This window comes from Gordonia sp. BP-119 (assembly GCF_016924115.1).
Lineage (GTDB): Bacteria > Actinomycetota > Actinomycetes > Mycobacteriales > Mycobacteriaceae > Gordonia > Gordonia hongkongensis.
Window position 1 is genome coordinate 1 of record NZ_JAFFZF010000049.1, and the last position, 18308, is coordinate 18308.

At 67.9% G+C, this 18308-nt stretch carries 16 protein-coding genes; 9 read left to right on the plus strand and 7 right to left on the minus strand.

Annotation, left to right across the window (positions count from 1 at the left end; all coding sequences use genetic code 11):
• Positions 1-105: 105 nt before the first annotated feature.
• Positions 106-687: a phosphatase PAP2 family protein gene (locus JW364_RS21040; protein WP_205334252.1), complete on the plus strand. Its 582-nt coding sequence runs from the start codon at positions 106-108 to the stop codon at positions 685-687.
• A gap of 250 nt (positions 688-937) precedes the next feature.
• Here the strand turns inward: JW364_RS21040 and JW364_RS21045 are convergent, their stop codons facing one another.
• Entirely contained in the window at positions 938-2197 is a 1260-nt protein-coding gene (locus JW364_RS21045) for an HNH endonuclease signature motif containing protein (protein ID WP_205334253.1), read from the minus strand.
• A 353-nt stretch (positions 2198-2550) separates the two neighbouring features.
• Between JW364_RS21045 and JW364_RS21050 the strand changes: the two genes are divergently transcribed.
• The 4 genes from JW364_RS21050 (at position 2551) to JW364_RS21065 (ending at position 9069) form a co-directional block, all read left to right on the plus strand.
• On the plus strand, positions 2551-5115 hold the full coding sequence (locus JW364_RS21050; RefSeq protein WP_240199418.1) for a PQQ-binding-like beta-propeller repeat protein: 2565 nt from the start codon (positions 2551-2553) through the stop codon (positions 5113-5115).
• Positions 5116-5185: 70 nt separating this feature from the next.
• Entirely contained in the window at positions 5186-6436 is a 1251-nt protein-coding gene (locus JW364_RS21055; RefSeq protein WP_065631957.1) for an acyl-CoA dehydrogenase family protein, read from the plus strand.
• A 13-nt stretch (positions 6437-6449) separates the two neighbouring features.
• The gene (locus JW364_RS21060) at positions 6450-7520 is read left to right on the plus strand and encodes a phosphotransferase family protein (protein ID WP_065631958.1); all 1071 of its coding nucleotides are present in this window, start codon (positions 6450-6452) and stop codon (positions 7518-7520) included.
• Positions 7521-7542: 22 nt separating this feature from the next.
• Positions 7543-9069 carry an APC family permease gene (locus JW364_RS21065; RefSeq protein ID WP_205334255.1) on the plus strand — a complete coding sequence of 509 codons (1527 nt, stop codon included), beginning with the start codon at positions 7543-7545 and terminating at the stop codon, positions 9067-9069.
• On the opposite strand, the gene JW364_RS21070 is transcribed toward JW364_RS21065, so the two are convergent.
• Positions 9066-9314, minus strand: a complete 249-nt coding sequence (locus JW364_RS21070; RefSeq protein WP_159370284.1) for a DUF2530 domain-containing protein — start codon at positions 9312-9314, stop codon at positions 9066-9068. The two genes, JW364_RS21065 and JW364_RS21070, sit on opposite strands and share 4 nt — an antisense overlap.
• 24 nt (positions 9315-9338) lie before the next feature.
• Here JW364_RS21070 and JW364_RS21075 point away from each other — a divergent pair, with 24 nt between their 5' ends.
• Positions 9339-10907: an NCS2 family permease gene (locus JW364_RS21075; RefSeq protein ID WP_065630755.1), complete on the plus strand. Its 1569-nt coding sequence runs from the start codon at positions 9339-9341 to the stop codon at positions 10905-10907.
• Positions 10908-11012: 105 nt separating this feature from the next.
• Entirely contained in the window at positions 11013-11477 is a 465-nt protein-coding gene (locus JW364_RS21080) for a MarR family winged helix-turn-helix transcriptional regulator (RefSeq protein WP_137810785.1), read from the plus strand.
• A 49-nt stretch (positions 11478-11526) separates the two neighbouring features.
• Here the strand turns inward: JW364_RS21080 and JW364_RS21085 are convergent, their stop codons facing one another.
• Entirely contained in the window at positions 11527-12750 is a 1224-nt protein-coding gene (locus JW364_RS21085; protein WP_137810795.1) for a GNAT family N-acetyltransferase, read from the minus strand.
• A gap of 80 nt (positions 12751-12830) precedes the next feature.
• On the opposite strand from JW364_RS21085, the gene JW364_RS21090 reads away from it, so the two are divergent.
• Positions 12831-13685 (plus strand): RNA methyltransferase, encoded by an 855-nt coding sequence (locus tag JW364_RS21090; protein ID WP_065630757.1) that lies wholly within the window; start codon positions 12831-12833, stop codon positions 13683-13685.
• Positions 13682-13981 carry a DUF2537 domain-containing protein gene (locus JW364_RS21095; protein WP_058251607.1) on the plus strand — a complete coding sequence of 100 codons (300 nt, stop codon included), beginning with the start codon at positions 13682-13684 and terminating at the stop codon, positions 13979-13981. The genes JW364_RS21090 and JW364_RS21095 overlap by 4 nt, the downstream gene beginning before the upstream one ends.
• Here the strand turns inward: JW364_RS21095 and JW364_RS21100 are convergent.
• From JW364_RS21100 to JW364_RS21115, 4 genes are all read right to left on the minus strand, one after another.
• The gene (locus JW364_RS21100; protein ID WP_068970273.1) at positions 13978-14745 is read right to left on the minus strand and encodes a hypothetical protein; all 768 of its coding nucleotides are present in this window, start codon (positions 14743-14745) and stop codon (positions 13978-13980) included. The genes JW364_RS21095 and JW364_RS21100 overlap by 4 nt on opposite strands.
• A complete protein-coding gene (gene sepH, locus JW364_RS21105; protein WP_137810787.1) occupies positions 14746-15711 on the minus strand; it encodes a septation protein SepH in 966 nt (321 codons plus the stop codon).
• Between the two features lie 233 nt (positions 15712-15944).
• On the minus strand, positions 15945-17090 hold the full coding sequence (serC, locus tag JW364_RS21110) for a phosphoserine transaminase (protein ID WP_065630760.1): 1146 nt from the start codon (positions 17088-17090) through the stop codon (positions 15945-15947).
• A 185-nt stretch (positions 17091-17275) separates the two neighbouring features.
• The gene (locus tag JW364_RS21115) at positions 17276-18172 is read right to left on the minus strand and encodes a hypothetical protein (protein ID WP_205334256.1); all 897 of its coding nucleotides are present in this window, start codon (positions 18170-18172) and stop codon (positions 17276-17278) included.
• Positions 18173-18308 lie beyond the last annotated feature (136 nt).

Sequence of the window (18308 nt, forward strand, 5' to 3'; positions counted from 1 at the left end):
GGTCCTCATCGATACGTGGTCGGGCGGGTTCGAGGACCACAGTGGGCGGTGACGCTTGCGATGTGCTTGAGGGCGACTTGAGCGACGCCTGGATAGGGTGGCGGGATGTTCATCTCTCCGACGACGATCGACGAGAACATCCTGAACTGGGTGGTCGAGAACCGGTCGGAGCCCTGGGTCTCGATCGCCGAAGTGGTGACGGTGCTCGGCAACACGGTGACGATGTTGGTGCTGACATGTGCGGTCGTGGTGACACTCGCCGTGACCCGGCACCGAGTCGACGCGGTCTTCGTCGGCGCCGGAGTGCTTTTCGGATACGGTCTGATGCAGGCACTCAAGTACTCGTTCGCGCGGGACCGGCCACCCGTCGAAGACCGTCTACTGAACATCGACACCTTCTCGTTCCCCTCCGGGCACGCGATGATGACGATGGTCGTGTTCGGGCTGTTCGCTGTCGCCGCGTTTCGCTCCTCGCCCTGGGTGCGGGCGCATCGCTGGATCCTCGTGATCGCCCCCGTGCTGTCGATCCTCGTCGGCCTCACCCGAATACAACTCGCCGTGCACTGGGCCACGGACGTCGTGGCCGGATGGTTGTTCGGGGCGATCTGGGTGGTGTTCTGTACTTGGATACTGCTCCGGTACGAATCACGCCGCGGCTCCGGTGGTCTCGTCGGGGTTCAGCAGTAGACCACGCGGTCACCCGGACCATCCGCCGCCACATCTCCGGAAGCGGGGGCAGTTTGGTTCGACATGCGACTCATATTGCCCCCCCTGCTTGTGCGACCGCCTGGCTTTTCAACCGGGGGCCCGCCCGGTTGCGAGCGGGGCTAATCGACCGGGGTTCACTGTGGAGTTGTCAAGGGACTGATGCGGTCCCAGGTGTGGCCCGGGTGCGGAAGGTGCTACGCGAAAGTCTGGTGGTCTGTGGCGGCAGCGGTCAGGCGGCGTCGTCGAGTCGCATCGTGCGCCGGTTGTAGGCGGGTAGCGGTCGGCGTTGCGGGTCGATACTGGCGGGTGGGACGAGCCAGGGATGGCGGTCGAATCCCATCACGATGTCCCAGCCGTGGTGGTGGACCTGCGTATGGCAGCGCTGACACAGCAAACAGCCGTTGTCGAGGTCGGTGGGTCCGCCGTCGGCCCACGACTTGATGTGGTGGACCTGGGTATGTGACGGTGGTGCACCACATTTGACGCAACACGCGTCGCGGACGATCACCGCCTTACGTAGGTGCGCCGGATACAACCGATGGGTGTGACCCATCTGCAGCGGTACGCCCTCACTGTCGAGGACGATCTCGGTCAGGGATCCGTCGCAGGAGACCTGCTTCGCGGTGGCATGGCTGACCGTCCCGGTCCACGGCAGCGTTGCGAGTTCTCCGGTGGCGGGGATGGTCAGCAGCAGTTGCGTGCGTGGACTTCCGACGGTATTGATGGTCGCGCCGATCGCGGCTTGGTCGAGGATCAACTCGAAAGCGTCGGCACGGCGCTGCTCGGCGGTGCGACGATCTTCGGCGCCGTCGGGTTCGGGCCGTGGACACGATCGTTCGTCGATCATGGCCTGGAACTTCTCGCCGACGACCTGGGTGAGGTCGGCGCGGACTTCGACGCGGCCGTCGTCGGTGGTGTGTGCATTGACTGAGTTCAAGCTTGCATTGTCCGACGCCGGGACTGCTGTCTCGGAGGCGTCGGCGAGCGTGTTGCCGATAGCCCGCGCATGCCTGCGCACGTCTGTCGGCGTAGCACCTGAGAGCGCTTGGGCAATTAGTTCGAATTCATATCGGGAACGTTCATCCTCGGAAAGAGCGTCGCCACAACGTTTCTCGATTTCATTCATGCCTCGCACGATGGCATCGACGATCTCGCCGGAGAGTCGCCCGTCGGCGGCGTGACGAGCCAGCGCGGGCAACGCCGAGAGGGCATCGACACTCCGCATGGTGCGAAGAGCAGCGGCCGGTGCATGACCTGACTCGATCAGCAACTTCTTGGTGGTGCCGCCGGCTTTCTGAGCGACGCCGAGTTCGTCGAGTTGTGCTGCGTGGGTGACGATCTGGTGGTCGACGGTGTTGCGGATCAAGCGCAGCGTCTCGAGCGCGTCGAATGTTGCTCGGCCCGTGGGGTCGTCGGCGGGTGGGGTGGTCTCGATGAGTTGATCGAGGAGAGTGGCGAGCTCTGGCATGACTCCAAGGTACCGGAACATTCGTTCGATTTCGAGGGAATTCCACAGGCCGAGAACCGCGAATTCATCGACTGTGCAGCGCTTTTCGTTGACTGGGCGCAGATCGTTGACAGTGATGAACTTCAGTCACACCCGTTTCGATTCCCGGTCGAAAAGTGGTGGGTTTGTCACGAACGAAGGCCTCGACGGTCGCTCGGCGAGCGCCAGTGTGCTCAGCCGGCGGGGCGCACCGGGCTCGCTGTGCAGATGCGGGAACTGCTCGGTCGGCGTGAGCGGACGCCGAAATTCCCCCGGGTGGGGGACAGTCGAACGGCGTCGGACTGGGATTCACTGGACGGATGTCGAATCCGGGGCCACCCGACGATGACGCGACCATGCCCGGATCGTCCGACGGCGACGAGTCGCCGACGACGATCCAACCTGCCCGCCCGACGGTGGTCCCGGGGGTGTCACTGAACAAGGCCCCGGCGCCGGACCCCTACGCCGCCACGCAGACAGGTCCGACGCCGCAGTACCCACCGCCGTATCAGCAGCCGCCGAGTGGCTATCCTCCGCCACCCGGACAAGCCCAGTACGGCTACCCACCGCCGGGCTACCCACCGCCGGGTTATCCACCACCGGGGTACCCCCAGCCCGGATATCCCCAGCCCGGATATCCCCAGCCCGGGTACCCGCGCAGGTCCAATCGGCGCGCGTACCTGATCACGGGCGTCGCGTTGGTCTGTGTCCTCGCGCTGGTCCTCGGGGGCGTCGTGTGGTGGAAGGTGTCCTCGTCGAGTGGCAATTCCGACGAAACGCCGGACCTCGTCGCCGGTCAGCTCACCGGTTCGTTCCCGACCGCGCCGAGTCCAGCCTGGAGCGTCGACGCGAGTTCGTTGGGTGGTACGGGGTACGTCTCCGGTCTGCCGCTCGAGGCGACGTACAGGACTCAGGGTGCGGTCCACGACGACCACACATTGGTGACGCTCGTGCAGGTAGGTGACTCCACGAACGGCCCGGCACTGCGGCCCATCGGGATAGACACCGAGTCCGGCGGGAAATGGTCGTTCGACGAACCCGTGTCCGGGTGCTCGGACTCCATCGTGGACAGCACCATCGCCTGCCTGGGTCGGGGCGCCGCGTATTTCGTCGACGTCCGGACAGGTCGCGAGATCGGCCGTGCTCCCGCTCCGCCGCAGGCGTTCGGGATCGCGTTCAACGGGAAGGCGGCGTTCGTCCGCGACTTCAGTGGTGGCAACGAACGCCAGGTCGTGTTCCACAAGGTGACACCAGGAGGCGTGGAGTGGCAGCGCACGATCGACCTGCCCGAAGCGCTTCCGAGCGGGGACGCCTCGCAGTTCATCGCCACCGACGAGCTCGTCGCCAGCGCCGACGGCGTGGTCGCCGTCATCTCGGCCGACGACGGCCGGGAGATCTTCACTAGTCCGGGCCGCACCGGGATGGTGCCGCGCGCGGACGGATCGGTCCTCGTGGTGACGGGCAGCATGACAAGCGGCACACCGACGAATGGTCCGGTCGTCGTGGTCCGGCCGGACGGCACCACCAGCGACTTGGCGGGTATGAGCGTGGAGTCCGCTGCTGTCATGACTCCGACTCAGAGCGGGCGTGTGCTCATCGACGGTGCATACACTGACGTCGCGGACGGGGCGCGGATCTGGACGACGACTGATCTCCCGGCCCACACCTCGCCGACCGTCGTGCTGGCCGATGACCGTGAAGTCGTGTGGACGACGCACGACGCTGTCACCGCAGTCGATGCCATCTCCGGCCAGACGTTGTGGACGACTCCGACCGGGCCGGTCTACGGGTCGACCGGCCACGCCGTCACCGACGGCGAACGCCTCATCGCGCCCATGGCCGACGGCGGCGTGACCGCCCTGGATCTGGTGGGCGGTGCGCCGGTGTGGTCGATGCCCCCGTCCACGATCGGCAACACCCCCGCCGCGGGTGTCACCGAACCGCGTCCGGCATTGACGTTCGCCGTCGGCGACCGCCTGATCACGATGACCGCGACCACGATCACCGGCTTCGCGCCCACCGGTCCGGAGGCGATCGTTCCGGGCACGACTCGCGAGGCCGACACCGCCGACGGCGGCGAACCCGAATACGTCACGCCGTGCGGGGCGCCCCCGGTGTTCACGCCGCAGTCGTTCCGCACGTCGGCGGGCGGGCTGGGCGTGACGATGAAGGTCACCGCGAAGTGTCCCGGCGGCGACGTCCTGTACGGGCCGCAGACACGCATCACCATCACCGACGGCAGCGGCATCGTCGCGTCGGGGAACTTCGACTTCCAGCGGGCACCGGTCGCGGTGCCCTCGCTCGACGGGGCGGGCGAGGCGCTGACGATGGAACTCACCTATCCGCCCGGGAGCTTCTTCCGGCTGCCGGACACGCTCGGTGCCCAGGGGAGTGCGGCCGGCGACGGCCGCTACCTCGTCGACTGCGACAAGGGCCCGACCTCCGGGGCCGCGCCGAAACTCGCGACTCCGCAGTCGGGAACGGCCGCGTCGTCGACCGCCACCGGGGCGTCGTTCCCGGCCGGAGCCGACGTGACGGCGAGCAGCGTCAGCGCCCTCCGTCTGCAGGCCGACGCCGATCGGGCCTTCATCGTGGCGAACCTGAACAACCGGTGGGTGGCGCAGCTGAGCTCCAAACGGCCGGGTCTCGTTGCCGAGGGGCGGACCTGGACCGACCAGGCCATCCTCGACGAGTTCCTGGCACTCCGGTTGCGATTCAACGACGTTCGGCTCCTGTGGAGCGACGAGTGGCCGGTGTTCTCGTACCGCGGCTGGTGGGTGACGGTGGCCGCGGCGACCTTCCCGGGCCCGGTCGAGGCCAACAACTGGTGTCGCGCCCAGGGATTCGGCCCGGACAACTGCTTCGCGAAAATGGTGAGCACCACGGCCGGACCGGAGCGGACGACCTTGTACTGGAAGTGACGGTGCCCGACGCCGCGCCGGTTTGTTCGGAACGATGACGGGTAATCGGTTCATCGCGATACGGTCGGGTATGGATTTCTCTCCGTCAGCGCGGTCGGCCGAACTCACCGAACGCGTGCGCACCTTCGTGACCACCGAGATCGAGCCGGTCGAACCCGAGATCCATCGGGACATCAAGACCCGCCGCGACGAGAACGGCAACCCGTGGACGCCGTCGCCGATCATCGCCGAATTGCAGAAGAAGGCCCGCTCGGAGGGGCTGTGGAACCTCTTCCTGCCCGCCGAGCACGCCGGCCGCTATGCCGCCGACTTCGGCACCGACGGCGGGGCAGGGTTGACCAACTCCGAGTATGCGCCGATCGCGGAGGCGATGGGATCGTCCGGGCTCGCGCCGGTGATCTTCAACTGCAACGCCCCCGACACCGGCAACATGGAGGTGTTGCTGCGCTACGGCACCGACGAGCAGCGCAAACAGTGGCTCGAACCCCTTCTGACCGCCGAGATCCGCAGCGCCTTCTGCATGACCGAGCCGGCCGTCGCGTCGTCGGACGCCACCAACATGGCCGCGACCGCCGTACTCGACGGCGATGACGTCGTCATCAACGGGACCAAGTGGTTCTCCACCGGTGTCGGCCACCCGGACTGCAAGGTGCTCATCTTCATGGGCGTCACCGACGCCGAGGCCGACCGGAAGTCGCGGCACACGATGGTGCTCATCCCGATCGACGCCCCCGGGGTCACGATCGACCGGATGCTCACCACCATGGGCTACTTCGACGAGCCGTTCGGCCACGGCGAGGTCAGCTTCGACAACGTGCGCGTCCCGGCGTCGAACATCCTGCTCGGACCCGGCCGCGCCTTCGAGATCGCCCAGGGCCGGCTCGGTCCGGGTCGCGTGCACCACTGCATGCGGGCGATCGGACTCGCCGAGCGGGCGCTGGAACTCGGTGTGCGTCGCGCACTCTCGCGGGAGGCGTTCGGCAAGCAGCTCGCCCGGCTCGGTGGCAACAGCGAGCGCATCGCCGACGCTCGCATCGCGATCAACCGGTCACGGTTGCTCGTCCACCACGCGGCCTGGTTGCTCGACCAGGGCATGTCCCGCGAAGCCCTGTCGGCGGTCAGCGAGATCAAGGTCGAGGTGCCCAACATGGCACTCGACGTCATCGACCTCGCCATCCAGTTGCACGGCGGTGCCGGTCTCACCGACGACTTCCCGCTCGCGCAGGCGTGGGTGGGCGCGCGGTCGCTCCGACTCGCCGACGGTCCGGACGAGGTGCACCGCAACGTGGTTGCGCGCATCGAGTTCGGCAAGTACCGCTGATCGGGGGACGAGGATGACCAACGAGGTGGCCGGTGCGGGCGAGGTCCGCGCCGAGGATGCATTCGACGTCGAGGCGATGGCGAAGTGGCTGGAGGCCAACGCCGCGGACCCGACCGGTCTCGACGCCGTGCCGGAAGTTCGACAATTCGGCGGTGGCGCTTCGAATCTCACGTACCTGCTGCGCTATCCGTCCAAGGACCTGATCCTGCGCCGGGCGCCCCGGGGTACCAAGGCGCGGGGCGCGCACGACATGGCACGCGAGTACCGGATCCAGTCCGAACTCGCGACCGCCATCCGCTACATCGCGCCGATGATCGCCTTCTGCGACGACGAGTCGGTCCTGGGCGCGGACTTCTACGTGATGGGCCGCATCGACGGTGTCATCCCGCGGACCGAGTGGCCCGCCGACGTCCCGCTCGACGCCGAGCAGGCACGCCGGCTCTGTCTGAACTTCATCGACACCCTGGTCGAGGTCCACTCGGTCGATCCGAGCACGACCGGACTCGCCGATCTCGGCAAGGGGCCGGGTTATGTGCGACGGCAGGTCGAGGGCTGGTCGGCGCGATTCCGCAACGCGCACACCGATGACGTGCCCGACTTCGAGTCGACGATGACGTGGCTGGCCGACAACCAGCCCGACGACGTCGCCAACTGCGTCATCCACAACGACTTCAAGCTCGACAACGTCGTCCTCGACAAGGACGATCCCACGCGGGTGATCGGCATCCTGGACTGGGAGATGGCGACCCTCGGCGATCCCCTGATGGATGTCGCGGGTTCGATGGCCTACTGGATCCAGGCCGACGACCCGGATGCCATGCAGCTCATGCGACGTGTCCCGACGCACCTGCCCGGCATGCTCAGTCGTGCCGAGTTCGTCGAGAACTATTGCGAGCGCATGGGATTCGACATGACACCGGAACGCTGGCGCTGGTATGAGGTGTTCGGACTGTTCCGGGCGGGGGTGATCGCCCAGCAGATCTACTACCGCTACTACCACGGCCAGACCACCAACAAGGCGTTCGAACGTCTCGGATACGCGGTCGGGATCATCGCGCAACGGCTGGACGACCTGCTCGTGTAACCACCCGACGAAAGGGACCGCCATGGCGGAGGACGTGGTCACCCCGGCGGGTGCCGGCAGCGGATCACCCGACGAGATCCGCATCAGCGGCTACCGTCCGGAGTTGCGCCGGACGCTCGGCGGGTTCGCGGTGTTCGCGATCTCCTTCGCGTTCATCTCCGTCGCGGTCGGGATCTTCGCCACCTACGGCAGCGTGCTCACCACGGCGGGTCCGGTCGGGATCTGGTTGTGGATCGCCGCCGCGGTAGGCCAGACCCTGATCGCGCTGGTCGTCGCCCAGTTCGCCGCCCGGATCGCACTGAGCGGGTCGTCGTATCAGTGGGCGTCGAGGCTGGCGAACCCGAAGATCGGCTGGTTCTTCGGCTGGCTGAGCTTCTGGTACCTGGCGATCGGCGTGGTCGCCATGGACAACGCGCTGGCCAGTCAGGCGCTGATGCCGCTCGCCGGGATGGCCGAGGACGAGGACGTCGCCCGCGTCATCACGCTCGTCGTGCTCGTCATCCAGGCCGTGCTGGTGATCGCCTCGACCCGGTTGCTCGGCCTGTTCACCTCCGGCGCGGTCGCGGTCGAGTTGGCGATCGTGGCGATCCTGATCCTGGTGCTCGCGGCGGTGATGGTGTTCAGCGGAAGCGGTCACCCGGGCAATTTAATGTCCGAAGGGGTGGCCGCCGGTGCGCCGGACTACTGGGCGATCGGTGGCGGGATGATGGCCGCGATGGTCATGGGACTCACCACCCTGGTCGGGTTCGATTCCGCGGCCAACCTCGCCGAAGAGGCGAAGGATCCGTTCCGCAGCGTGCCCCGGGCGATCGTCGGATCGGTGGTGGCCGCCGCGGTCCTGGGACTGGTCTTCCTCATCGTCCTGACCACGGCGATCGAGGACGTAGAGGCGGTCACGGCCGACGGGTCGCCGGTCGCCGCGATCATCCGGGAACAACTCGGGCCGGTCGCCGAGCGAATCCTGCTCGCCTGCATCGTCTTCGCGATGTTCGGCGCCGGCATGGTGGTGATGGCGGCCTGCGCCCGGCAGGTCTTCGCGATGGCCCGCGACCGGCGCTTCCCGGCGCACCGGCTGATGGCCAGGGTCAACCCCCGGACCCAGACCCCCGTGCCGGCGACGCTGCTCATCCTCGGCGTCGGGGTGGTGCTGATGCTGGCCCTGCCCGGGGCTGCGCTGATCGAGCTGATCATCGCGTCGACGATTCTGCCCGCGCTCATCTACGGCGGGACCGTCGTGCTGTACCTGGTCGTCCGAAAGCGTCTGGAGCGCAAGTCCGGTGGGTTCAGTCTCGGACGCCTAGAGATGCCGGTCGCGGTCGCCGCGCTGATCTGGGTGGGGGTCGCCCTGTTCGTACTCGTCACGCCCGACGACGCGCGGGTGCCGACTCTGATCGTGCTCGGGCTGATCGCGGCGGGCGGCCTCTACTTCGTCGCCCTGCTGTTCGGACCCGGTCGCGTCCTCGAACACGAACCGGGGGTCGACGAATTCGCCGCGGCCGCAGAATCGGACAGGGCAGAACCGGACAGGGCCGAACCGGACAGAAGCTAGTCGAGACCTTCCTGCGCGCCTCGATCACCGCGTCGGACACCGGCGCGCTGGACGAGGACGATCGTCGTCCCGAGCAGACCGACGGCCAGGCCCACCAGGCAGACCGGTAGCGCGCGGTCGCCACCGAGATCGGTGACCGCGACGATCACCGTCGCCACCACCCACCCGATCATCCCGACCACGATGACCGGCTCCGGGGCGCGCAACGCGCGGGGGAGTTCGGGGATCTCGAGTGTCGTGGACATGGACAACAGGGTAGCTTTCGGAACGTGCCACACGATGAGCCGAGTGAGTCTCGCGATCTGAGGTCCTCCGACACCCCGGGTGCGGACATGTCGAAGGGGAACCTCCCCACCGAGCCCGACTTTCCCGCGACCACCCCGGGGCCGGATTCTGCGGTCCCGCGCGGCCCGCTCGACCGGTTCTTCAAGATCTCCGAACGCGGTTCGACGATCAACCGCGAGTTCCGCGGTGGCCTGGTCACCTTCTTCACGATGGCCTACATCGTGGTGCTCAACCCGATCATCATCGGCGGTATCCCGGGCGGGGACAAGAACACCGACGTCCTGGGCAACGTCCTGCCGCTGGCGCAGGTCGCCGCGGTCACCGCGCTCGTCGCGGGCGTGATGTCGATCCTGTTCGGCCTGGTCGCCAACTATCCGTTCGCGATCGCGGCGGGTCTCGGCATCAACAGCCTGCTGGCGGTGTCCATCGCGCCGCAGGTGACCTGGCCCGAGGCAATGGGTCTGGTGGTCGTCGACGGCATCATCATCGTCCTGCTGGCCGTCACCGGATTCCGCACCGCGGTGTTCAACGCGGTGCCCCCCGAACTGAAAGCCGCGATCGCGGCGGGGATCGGTCTGTTCATCGCCTTCATCGGTTTCGTCGACGCGGGATTCGTCAAGCGCATCCCCGATGCCGCCGGCACCACCGTCCCGGTGCAGCTGGGCAGCGACAACTCGATCTCCACGATCCCCACACTGATCTTCGCGGTCGGGGTGCTGCTGATGGGCGTCCTGGTGGTGCGTCGGGTCCCCGGTGGCCTGTTGATCGGTATCGCCATCACGACGGTGCTGTCGATCGTGCTGGAGCGGATCTTCGATTACGGGTCCAGCGTCGACAACCCCTCCGGCTGGGGTCTCAGCGTGCCCGACATCCCCAGCGCCCTCGGCGGTCTGCCCGATCTCAGCCTGGTCGGTGACGTCGACCTGTTCGGCGCGTTCACCCGGATCGGTGTGCTCGCGGCATCGGTGCTGGTCTTCGCGCTGGTGCTCTCCAACTTCTTCGACGCCATGGGCACGATGACCGGCCTCGGCAAGGAGGCCGGGCTCGCCGACGAGAAGGGCAACCTGCCCGGTATCGGCCGAGCGCTCGTCGTCGAGGGGACCGGCGCCATCGCCGGCGGTGCCGCCTCGGCGTCGTCGAACACGGTGTTCGTGGAGTCCGCGTCCGGTATCGCCGAAGGTGCGCGCACCGGCCTCGCCAACGTGGTGACCGGAATCCTGTTCCTGGTGGCGATGTTCCTGACACCGCTCTACGAGGTGATCCCGCTCGAGGCTGTCGCCCCCGCGCTGGTGGTCGTCGGCGCGATGATGATCGGCCAGCTCACGTCCATCGACTTCAAACGGCTCGACTACGCGCTGCCGGCCTTCCTGACCGTCGTCTCGATGCCCTTCACCTACTCGATCGCCAACGGCATCGGCATCGGCTTCATCAGCTGGGTCGTGATGGCGACCGCGGCGGGCAAGGCACGCACCGTGCATCCGTTGCTCTGGTTCGTCGCCGCGATCTTCGTCGCCTACTTCGCGCGCGGACCGATCTCCGACCTCATCGGCTGACGGACTTGGTCGTCTGTCCGGGTTTGCCCGTTTCGGTGTAGTCCACCCGGTTCAATTTCGTCGCGGACGGGCAGTGAGGCCGATTTCCTGGCCTACGATTTGGCAATGCATGCACCTTATGGTGACGGAAGTCTGTCCGGCGACCTGTCCCTCGCCGTGGTGCGCCTGGCGCGCCGACTCCGAGGTCGGCGGGAGAACAAGCTGGTCTCGCTCACTCAGCTGTCCGCCCTCAACACGCTGCACCACGAGGGCCCGATGACACCAGGTGCGCTCGCGGCCGCCGAGCGGGTTCGCCCGCCGTCGATGACCAGGGTCATCGCCTCGCTGTCGGATCTCGGGATGATCAAGCGCGAACCCCATCCCACCGACGGCCGTCAGGCCATCGTGACGTTGTCCCCGGAAGGCGTCGAAGTCGTGACCGACGAACTCGCCGCCCGCAAGGCATGGTTGAGCGACCGCCTCGCGGAACTGTCCGCCGAGGAGCGGGACATCCTGCGCGAGGCCGTGCGCATCGCCAACAAGATCCTCGGGCAGGCCGACACCGACGTCCCGCGCTCACGCGCGATCTGATCCCGCTCCCTGAGGAGTCCCGGAGCTTGCGGAGGGACGTCTCGAAGGGTCAGAAGAACGTGCCCGAGAATGGGGCGCGGTCGGTCATGAACGCGTGGTCCAGCGCACGCAGCGTCGCCGGGGAGTCGACGCGCAGGCGTCCTGCCGCCGCGAAGGCCGAGGGTCGGATCCCGCCGAGGTAGATGCTCGACAACACCGAGATGTCGAGCGAGACGGTGGGCGTCGCTCCCGACTTCGCCGGTGCGACGATCGCCCCGCCCTCGCGTACCGAGATGTCGAAAACGCCTCCGTGCCCGCGGAATTCGTCGGTCACCTCGATCACGGCGTCCAGGTCGGCGGCATAGTGACGGGCGCCGAGGGCGGCCGGGACGTCGAGGATGCGCAGCCACATCGTGTCGGCGGTCCCGGTGACCGACACCGACCGCGGATTCACGAGTTTCTGCGACAGCGGGTCGTCGACCGGGATGGTCGCGGTGAGCGAGGGGATGAGGTCGAGGCTGATCAGGACGCGCCACAGATCGGTGTGTGCGTCGTCGGTGACCGCGAAGACCTCGTTGACCTCGCCGCGCACCGCGCCGGTCTCGTCCTTGTAGATGCGATAGCTCGCGTAGCCGTCGGCGTGGAGCAGGTAGTGCAGACCGCTCGCCGACAGCGGCCGCTCCGACGCCCGGTCGGCCAGGATGGGATTCCACCAGGCGGGGGTGCGGGTGAGCGCGCCCGGGGTGGTCAGCGTCCACCGCGCGTGGAGGTCGGGGATCGCGGCGGCGACCGCGTCGGCGTCGGCATACCGGACGGTGGCATCGTCGGGCTGGGCCGCGCGCATCTGGGCGCCCGGGCTCAGCGACACCGAGTTCGCGAAGCACGCCGGTCCGAAGCCGAAGCGTTCGTAGATGGTGCCCTCACTCGCGGTGAGTATTCCGAAGGTGTACTTCTCCGATTCCCACTGCTCGACGAGTTCGGTGAGCATGCGGCGGAGGATGCCACGCCGCCGGTGGGTCGACGCCACCGAGACCCACGACAGTCCCGCCGCGTCGGACACGCCACCGCCGGGCAGCGACATCGACATCCGGTAGAACATCGCCACCCCGACGAGGGGCCGCGTGTCCAACCCGGTGTCGCGCACCAGCACGACGTCGTCGTCGGCGACCTTGCCGCGCAGATCGGCGACCTCGTCGTCGGGCAGCGGGTTGCGCATGGCGAACGCGCGGGCATCGGTGGTGATGATGTCGGCCCAGTCCGCGTCGGTGGCGCGGGCGAGGGACAGACGTGACATCGGAGTCGAATCGCTGGTCACGCCCTCCACAGTTTCACACCCGTGCGCTGCCGGTTTCGTCCGGGTGGCAGACTGTTGCGGTGCCCGGGCTCGCAGTGAACGTGATCGACATCGACGACACGGAGGACCCGCGCGTCGACGACTTCCGCGACCTCAACTCCGTCGACCGCCGGCCCGATCTCCCGGTTCTGCCCGGCGGGCGCCCGGGTCGCGGTCTGGTCATCGCCGAAGGTGTTCTCGTCGCCCAGCGGATGATCGCGTCACGGTTCGCGACCCACGCCTTCCTCGGTGTCGCGAAACGCCTCGACGAGCTCGACGCCGATCTCTGTGATCCCGGGCTGGCCGGTGTCCCGTTCTTCCGCGCCACCGCGGAGGTCATGGCCGAGATCGTCGGCTTCCACCTCAACCGCGGCGTGCTCGCCGTGTCGCGCCGACCGCCCGTGCTCACGGTGCCGGAGGTCCTCGAGAGCGCGCGGACCGTTGCGATCCTCGAAGGTGTGAACGACCACGAGAACATCGGCTCGATCTTCCGCAACGCCGCCGGATTGGGCGTCGACGCAGTGCTTTTCGGTCAGGGTTGCGCCGACCCGCTGTACCGTCGATGCGTGCGGGTGTCGATGGGCCACGCACTGCTCGTGCCGTTCGCGAGATTCGACGACTGGCCGCGCGGGCTGGACCTGGTGCGGGAACGCGACTTCCGGTTGGTCTCGTTGACGCCCGATCCCGCCGCCGTGACACTGGCCGAAGCCGTCACCGCCGAGAAGGTCGGCTTCCTGGTCGGCGCGGAGGGCCCCGGTCTCACCGCGTCGGCGATGGCGGCCACCGACGTGAAGGCGCGAATCCCGATGAGCCGAGGCACCGACTCGCTGAACGTGGCGACCGCTGCGGCCGTTGCGTTCTACGAGCGGGCCCGGTCGGGCACCATGGGATCGTGACCGTCGAGCGGGAGGGTGTCGAACCGACGCCGTGGGCCCTGGGGCTGATCGTCGGTGCCTCGTGCGCGCTGTTCGCCGCATTCGTCTTGGTCGGCGTCTACTTGCTCATCGGCGAGATCCTGCGGTTCCTCGGAATCGCCGCCGTATTGGTCGTCGCGGGCGGACTCGGGTGGACCCTCTGGGAGTTCCGGGCGCGGCCCGTGTGGCGGTGGGTCGTGTGGGGGTTGCTGCTCGGCTTCCTCGCCGGGGTCGCGTCGTCGATCGCGCTGCTCGCGCTGGGACGTCCCGCACCCTAGAACCCGAAGTACTCGCGGATGCGCCCGCGCTTGCGAGCGTCCTGACCGGGCGATCCCGTCCGCTCCCGGGCGCGCGAAGCCGTTGCGGCGCGGTAGTTCTCGTAGTCGGCCGCGGTCGGTTCGTATTCGGTCGGGTGCAACGCGAAGCAGGTGACGGTGATCTGGGCCGGGTCGAGATCGGACTCCGCGAGCGGGTGGGTATAGCGGAACCCGAGCCACGCACGGTTCGACTCCTCGGCGAGGTGCGCGGGATGGAAGGGGAGCGACATGGGTGCGGTGGGCACGCCCTCGGCGTGGCTGAGCGGGTGTTCGCCACCCCAGAACGGCTTCTCGAACGTGAACGGCAGGCCGTGGTCCTCGTGGATGGTGACCGGGTCGGCGGCGAAGGAACGTCGAAGCGTCCCCGACTCCCACCGGGCGAACACTCCGAGTGAGGAGTCGGGCTCGGTGTAGAGGAGGGTTGTGGTCGCGCTGGGACGAATCCGCGCGAGCGCGCGGGTCAGCGTCGACGGCGTGGTCGTCTCGAACAGCGAACACGACACGACGGCGAGCGGGCCGTAGAACCCGGCGTAGACGTGGGTGTCGCGGACCGCGGCAGCGGACGCGAGATCGGTGTCGACGAGAGGGACCAGGACGCTGTCACCGAAGACGGTCGTCGCAACCTGCTGGGCGTGCTGCGAGTCGTTGGCCGGATGCGAGCGGAGAATCGCGGCCGGGTCGTCGGTGTCGATGAACCAGACCGTCGCCGCGCGCGCGGAGGACACTCAGCTGTTCCCGTTGCTGCGCACGCCGAGCAGGACATCCTCCCACGCCGGGACCGCCGGTTTACGTGCCTTCTTGCGGCGCGGACGTTCGGGGCCGGACGACGGTGCGGGCACCGATTCGTCGGCGTCGGCGTCGTCGGCGTTGGAAGTGGCCGCCGCGTCGTCCGTGTCCGAGGCTTCGGCGGTGTCGGCGGACGGCTCGTCGTCGAATCCGAAGTCGAACGGCACGGCGCCGTCGTCCTCGGCCGCGGTGCGGCGGTCGTGCCGGGCGCGCTGCGCACCGATGATCGAGGCCGCGTCGATGGTGACCTCTTCGCGTCCGTCCGGGGTCGTCTCGACCGCGACTTCGGGGGTGGCGACCGGGGTCAGCCGACGACGGGGCGCGATGGTCTCGGGATGGGTGAGTTCGTCGGCCAGGTCGTCGAGCGGGTCGACGCTGCCACCGTGCGATCCCGGCTGGTAACGCCAGTGCGCCAGGTTGTCGGTGCGTCCGACGCTCCACGCGACCTGAACCACCCAGTACCCGTCGTCGCCCTTCCATGCGTCCCAGTCGGCGTCGTTGGGATTCTGGCCGTAGGCGAGGAGTCCCTCGGCGACCGATTCGACAAGGGTCGCCACTGCCGGGCCGTCATGGCGGATGGGATGCGCGGCGCCGGCGAGTTCGGTGGCGCGGCTGCGTTCGAGGAGGACCGGGTGGGCGAAGCGTTCGATCTTGTCCACACCCACCCCGGCTGCGGCCGCCACCTCGGCGACGGTTGCACCCGCTCGGATTCGTGCCTGGATCTCGCGTGGCCGCAATGCACTCTCCATCTCGATCTCGATCTGTCCCAGTCGTGAGATGTCGCCGCGGGCGGCGGCGCGGAGGCGTTCGTCGGAGGCGATCCGGAATTTCTCGCCCGATTGCGGGTCCTGGCAGATGACATGGGAGCCGTCGGTTTCCACCCCGACGACGCGGAGCTCACGCATCTGCTCCTCCTCCGGTCGGTGCACGCATTGGGGTCACATTAACTCACCGATCTGCCGGTTCACTGTGGGACACGCGGCAAAACCGCAGTTCAGCACGCGTGGGGCGCAAGCGACGCCAGCGATCGATGCGTCATATGTGGTCTGTGGGAACCAGGCTACCGGTTCGGTGAAGCACCACCGGCGCGCCGCAACGATCTGTGCGGCGCGCCGGCGACGAGGTGTCGAGGAGGCGATCAGAGGCGCTCGACGATGTAGTCGATGCACTGGGTGAGCTTGCTGACGTCCTCCGGCTCGATGGCCGGGAACATGCCGATGCGCAGCTGGTTCCGGCCGAGCTTGCGGTACGGCTCGGTGTCGACGACCCCGTGCGCGCGAAGGATCTTCGCGACGGCCGCGGCGTCGACATCGTCGTTGAAGTCGATCGTGCCGACGACCTGGCTGCGGTTGGCCGCCTCGGTGACGAACGGCGTGGCGAACTCGCTCGCCTCGGCCCACTGGTAGAGACGCGAGCTGGAATCGGCGGTGCGCGAGACGCACCAGTCGAGGCCGCCGTTGTTGTTCATCCACTCGATCTGGTTGGCGAACAGCAGCAGCGATCCGACGGCCGGGGTGTTGTAGGTCTGGTTCTTGCTGCTGTTGTCGACGGCGGTCGGCAGCGACAGGAACTCCGGGCACCAGCGGTCGGTCTCGGCGATCTCGGCGATGCGTGCGAGCGCCCGCGGGCTCATCAGCGCGACCCAGAGCCCGCCGTCGGCGGCGAAGCACTTCTGCGGCGCGAAGTAGTAGACGTCGGCGTCGGTGATGTTGACGGGCAGACCGCCCGCACCCGAGGTGGCGTCGATGGCGATGAGCGCGTCATCCGAACCGGCGGGACGGACGACGGGCACCGCGACGCCCGTCGAGGTCTCGTTGTGTGCCCAGCCGATGAGGTCGACGCCGCCGAAGTCGTCGACGGTCAGCGCGGCCGGGTCGGGCGCGGTGCCGGGGTCGGTCGAGATGACCGCGGGCGAGTCGAGGAAGGGGGCTTTCTTCGAGACCGTCGCGAACTTCGACGAGAACTCGCCGTAGGTGAGGTGCAGTGAACGCTGCTTGATCAGGCCGAACGCCGCGGCGTCCCAGAACGCCGTGGTGCCGCCGTTGGAGATCACGACCTCGTAGCCGTCGGGCAGCGAGAACAGGTTCGACAGACCCTCGCGGATGGAGCCGACGACGTTCTTCACCGGTGCCTGGCGGTGGCTGGTGCCGAACACCGAAGCGCCGGTGTCGACGAGGGACTGCAACTGCTCGGGGCGAACCTTCGACGGCCCGCAACCGAAGCGGCCGTCCGACGGCAGCAGGTCGGCGGGCAGGGTGATGGATGCGGTGGCGGCTTCGCTCATGACGGCAATTCTAGGGAGTGGCCCTCGCCACCTGTGGGGGCGCCTCGGGTTAGGTGTCGGCAGCCGGGTGGTGCAGCGGCGATCTCTGCGCCGGTGGCCCCATGCAGAATCGCTGTTTCATCGAAAGGTGGGCTACCTGGAAGTAGCGCACCTCTGGGTCGAGTAGGGCTTCTGGGGCGGGCACGTCAGACGAGTCCCGCATCGCGGAGGGCATCTGTGATGAGGCCACGGAAGTGATGCGGGTCCAGGAGGTCCTGCCACGTCCACCGCACGACGAGCCGCCCCGTTCGCCGGATGGCGTCCTCACGTCGTTTCTCGTCGACCACCGTTTCCGACGCGGGCGTGCCGAACTGTCCCGAGTACTTGACCTTGCCGTCGAACTCGCCGATGACCTTGTCGTCCCAGCCGAAGTCGCCGCGGGCAACGAACCTGCCGTCGCCGTCGAGGATGGTCACCTGGAGGTCGGGGAGCGGGAGTCCGACGGCGATCATCGTTGCGCGGCTGAAGGATTCGCCTACGCTTTCGGATCGTGCGTCGGCCATCGAGAGCGCCTGACGCAGTTGTCGGATGCCCTTCATCTTGATGCTCGACGCCACGACGGCCTGGATCTCGGCGTGTGTGATGCCGGAGCGGAGACCACTGTCGAGGCAGCAGACTGCCTGTTCGAACGTCCCCAGGCGGGCCACGTCGGCGACCGTGCGGGCCGGCGTCGTCACCCGGGCGTTGTCGACGGACATCACCTGCTCGTCCGGCAGGTTGTCGCGGTGTATGTGGATCTTGTCCCCGGTACGACCGGTCTTGGACGAGGTGAAGTGGACTGTGGTCATGTCCGGTCGGAGGAGGGGGATGCCGTGGAGCGCGGCGGCGGACTCGTGGCTGACCACGCGACCGTTCCCGCCGACGGCCACGGCGCCGCGGATCTTCAGGCGATAGCGTTCGAGCTCGTCGTCGGGCGCGGGTCCGAGGTGCACCGCACCTCGCCATACGCTCCGCAGCGCGCCAGTCTCCTGACGCAACCGGATCTCGTCCTCGCCGAGACGGGCTGCGAGAGCGGACCGTCGGATCACGTGATTGTCGGGCATGCGCTCGATGGTGAGGCCGCCCCGGTCCGATTGCGGGTGCCTCGGCGTCCCTGTGGAATTCACTCAGACGTTGTCCACAGCCGATTGGCCTCCACAGGGTCGCTACCTCGACCACAGATTCGCTATCTGTGAATAG

Coding starts and splice junctions, on each gene's coding strand:
- JW364_RS21040 (WP_205334252.1), top strand. CDS start 106: ATGTTCATCTCTCCGACGACGATCGACGAGAACATCCTGAACTGGGTG.
- JW364_RS21045 (WP_205334253.1), bottom strand. CDS start 2,197: ATGTTCCGGTACCTTGGAGTCATGCCAGAGCTCGCCACTCTCCTCGAT.
- JW364_RS21050 (WP_240199418.1), top strand. CDS start 2,551: ATGCCCGGATCGTCCGACGGCGACGAGTCGCCGACGACGATCCAACCT.
- JW364_RS21055 (WP_065631957.1), top strand. CDS start 5,186: ATGGATTTCTCTCCGTCAGCGCGGTCGGCCGAACTCACCGAACGCGTG.
- JW364_RS21060 (WP_065631958.1), top strand. CDS start 6,450: ATGACCAACGAGGTGGCCGGTGCGGGCGAGGTCCGCGCCGAGGATGCA.
- JW364_RS21065 (WP_205334255.1), top strand. CDS start 7,543: ATGGCGGAGGACGTGGTCACCCCGGCGGGTGCCGGCAGCGGATCACCC.
- JW364_RS21070 (WP_159370284.1), bottom strand. CDS start 9,314: ATGTCCACGACACTCGAGATCCCCGAACTCCCCCGCGCGTTGCGCGCC.
- JW364_RS21080 (WP_137810785.1), top strand. CDS start 11,013: ATGCATGCACCTTATGGTGACGGAAGTCTGTCCGGCGACCTGTCCCTC.
- JW364_RS21085 (WP_137810795.1), bottom strand. CDS start 12,750: ATGTCACGTCTGTCCCTCGCCCGCGCCACCGACGCGGACTGGGCCGAC.
- sepH (WP_137810787.1), bottom strand. CDS start 15,711: ATGCGTGAGCTCCGCGTCGTCGGGGTGGAAACCGACGGCTCCCATGTC.
- serC (WP_065630760.1), bottom strand. CDS start 17,090: ATGAGCGAAGCCGCCACCGCATCCATCACCCTGCCCGCCGACCTGCTG.
- JW364_RS21115 (WP_205334256.1), bottom strand. CDS start 18,172: ATGCCCGACAATCACGTGATCCGACGGTCCGCTCTCGCAGCCCGTCTC.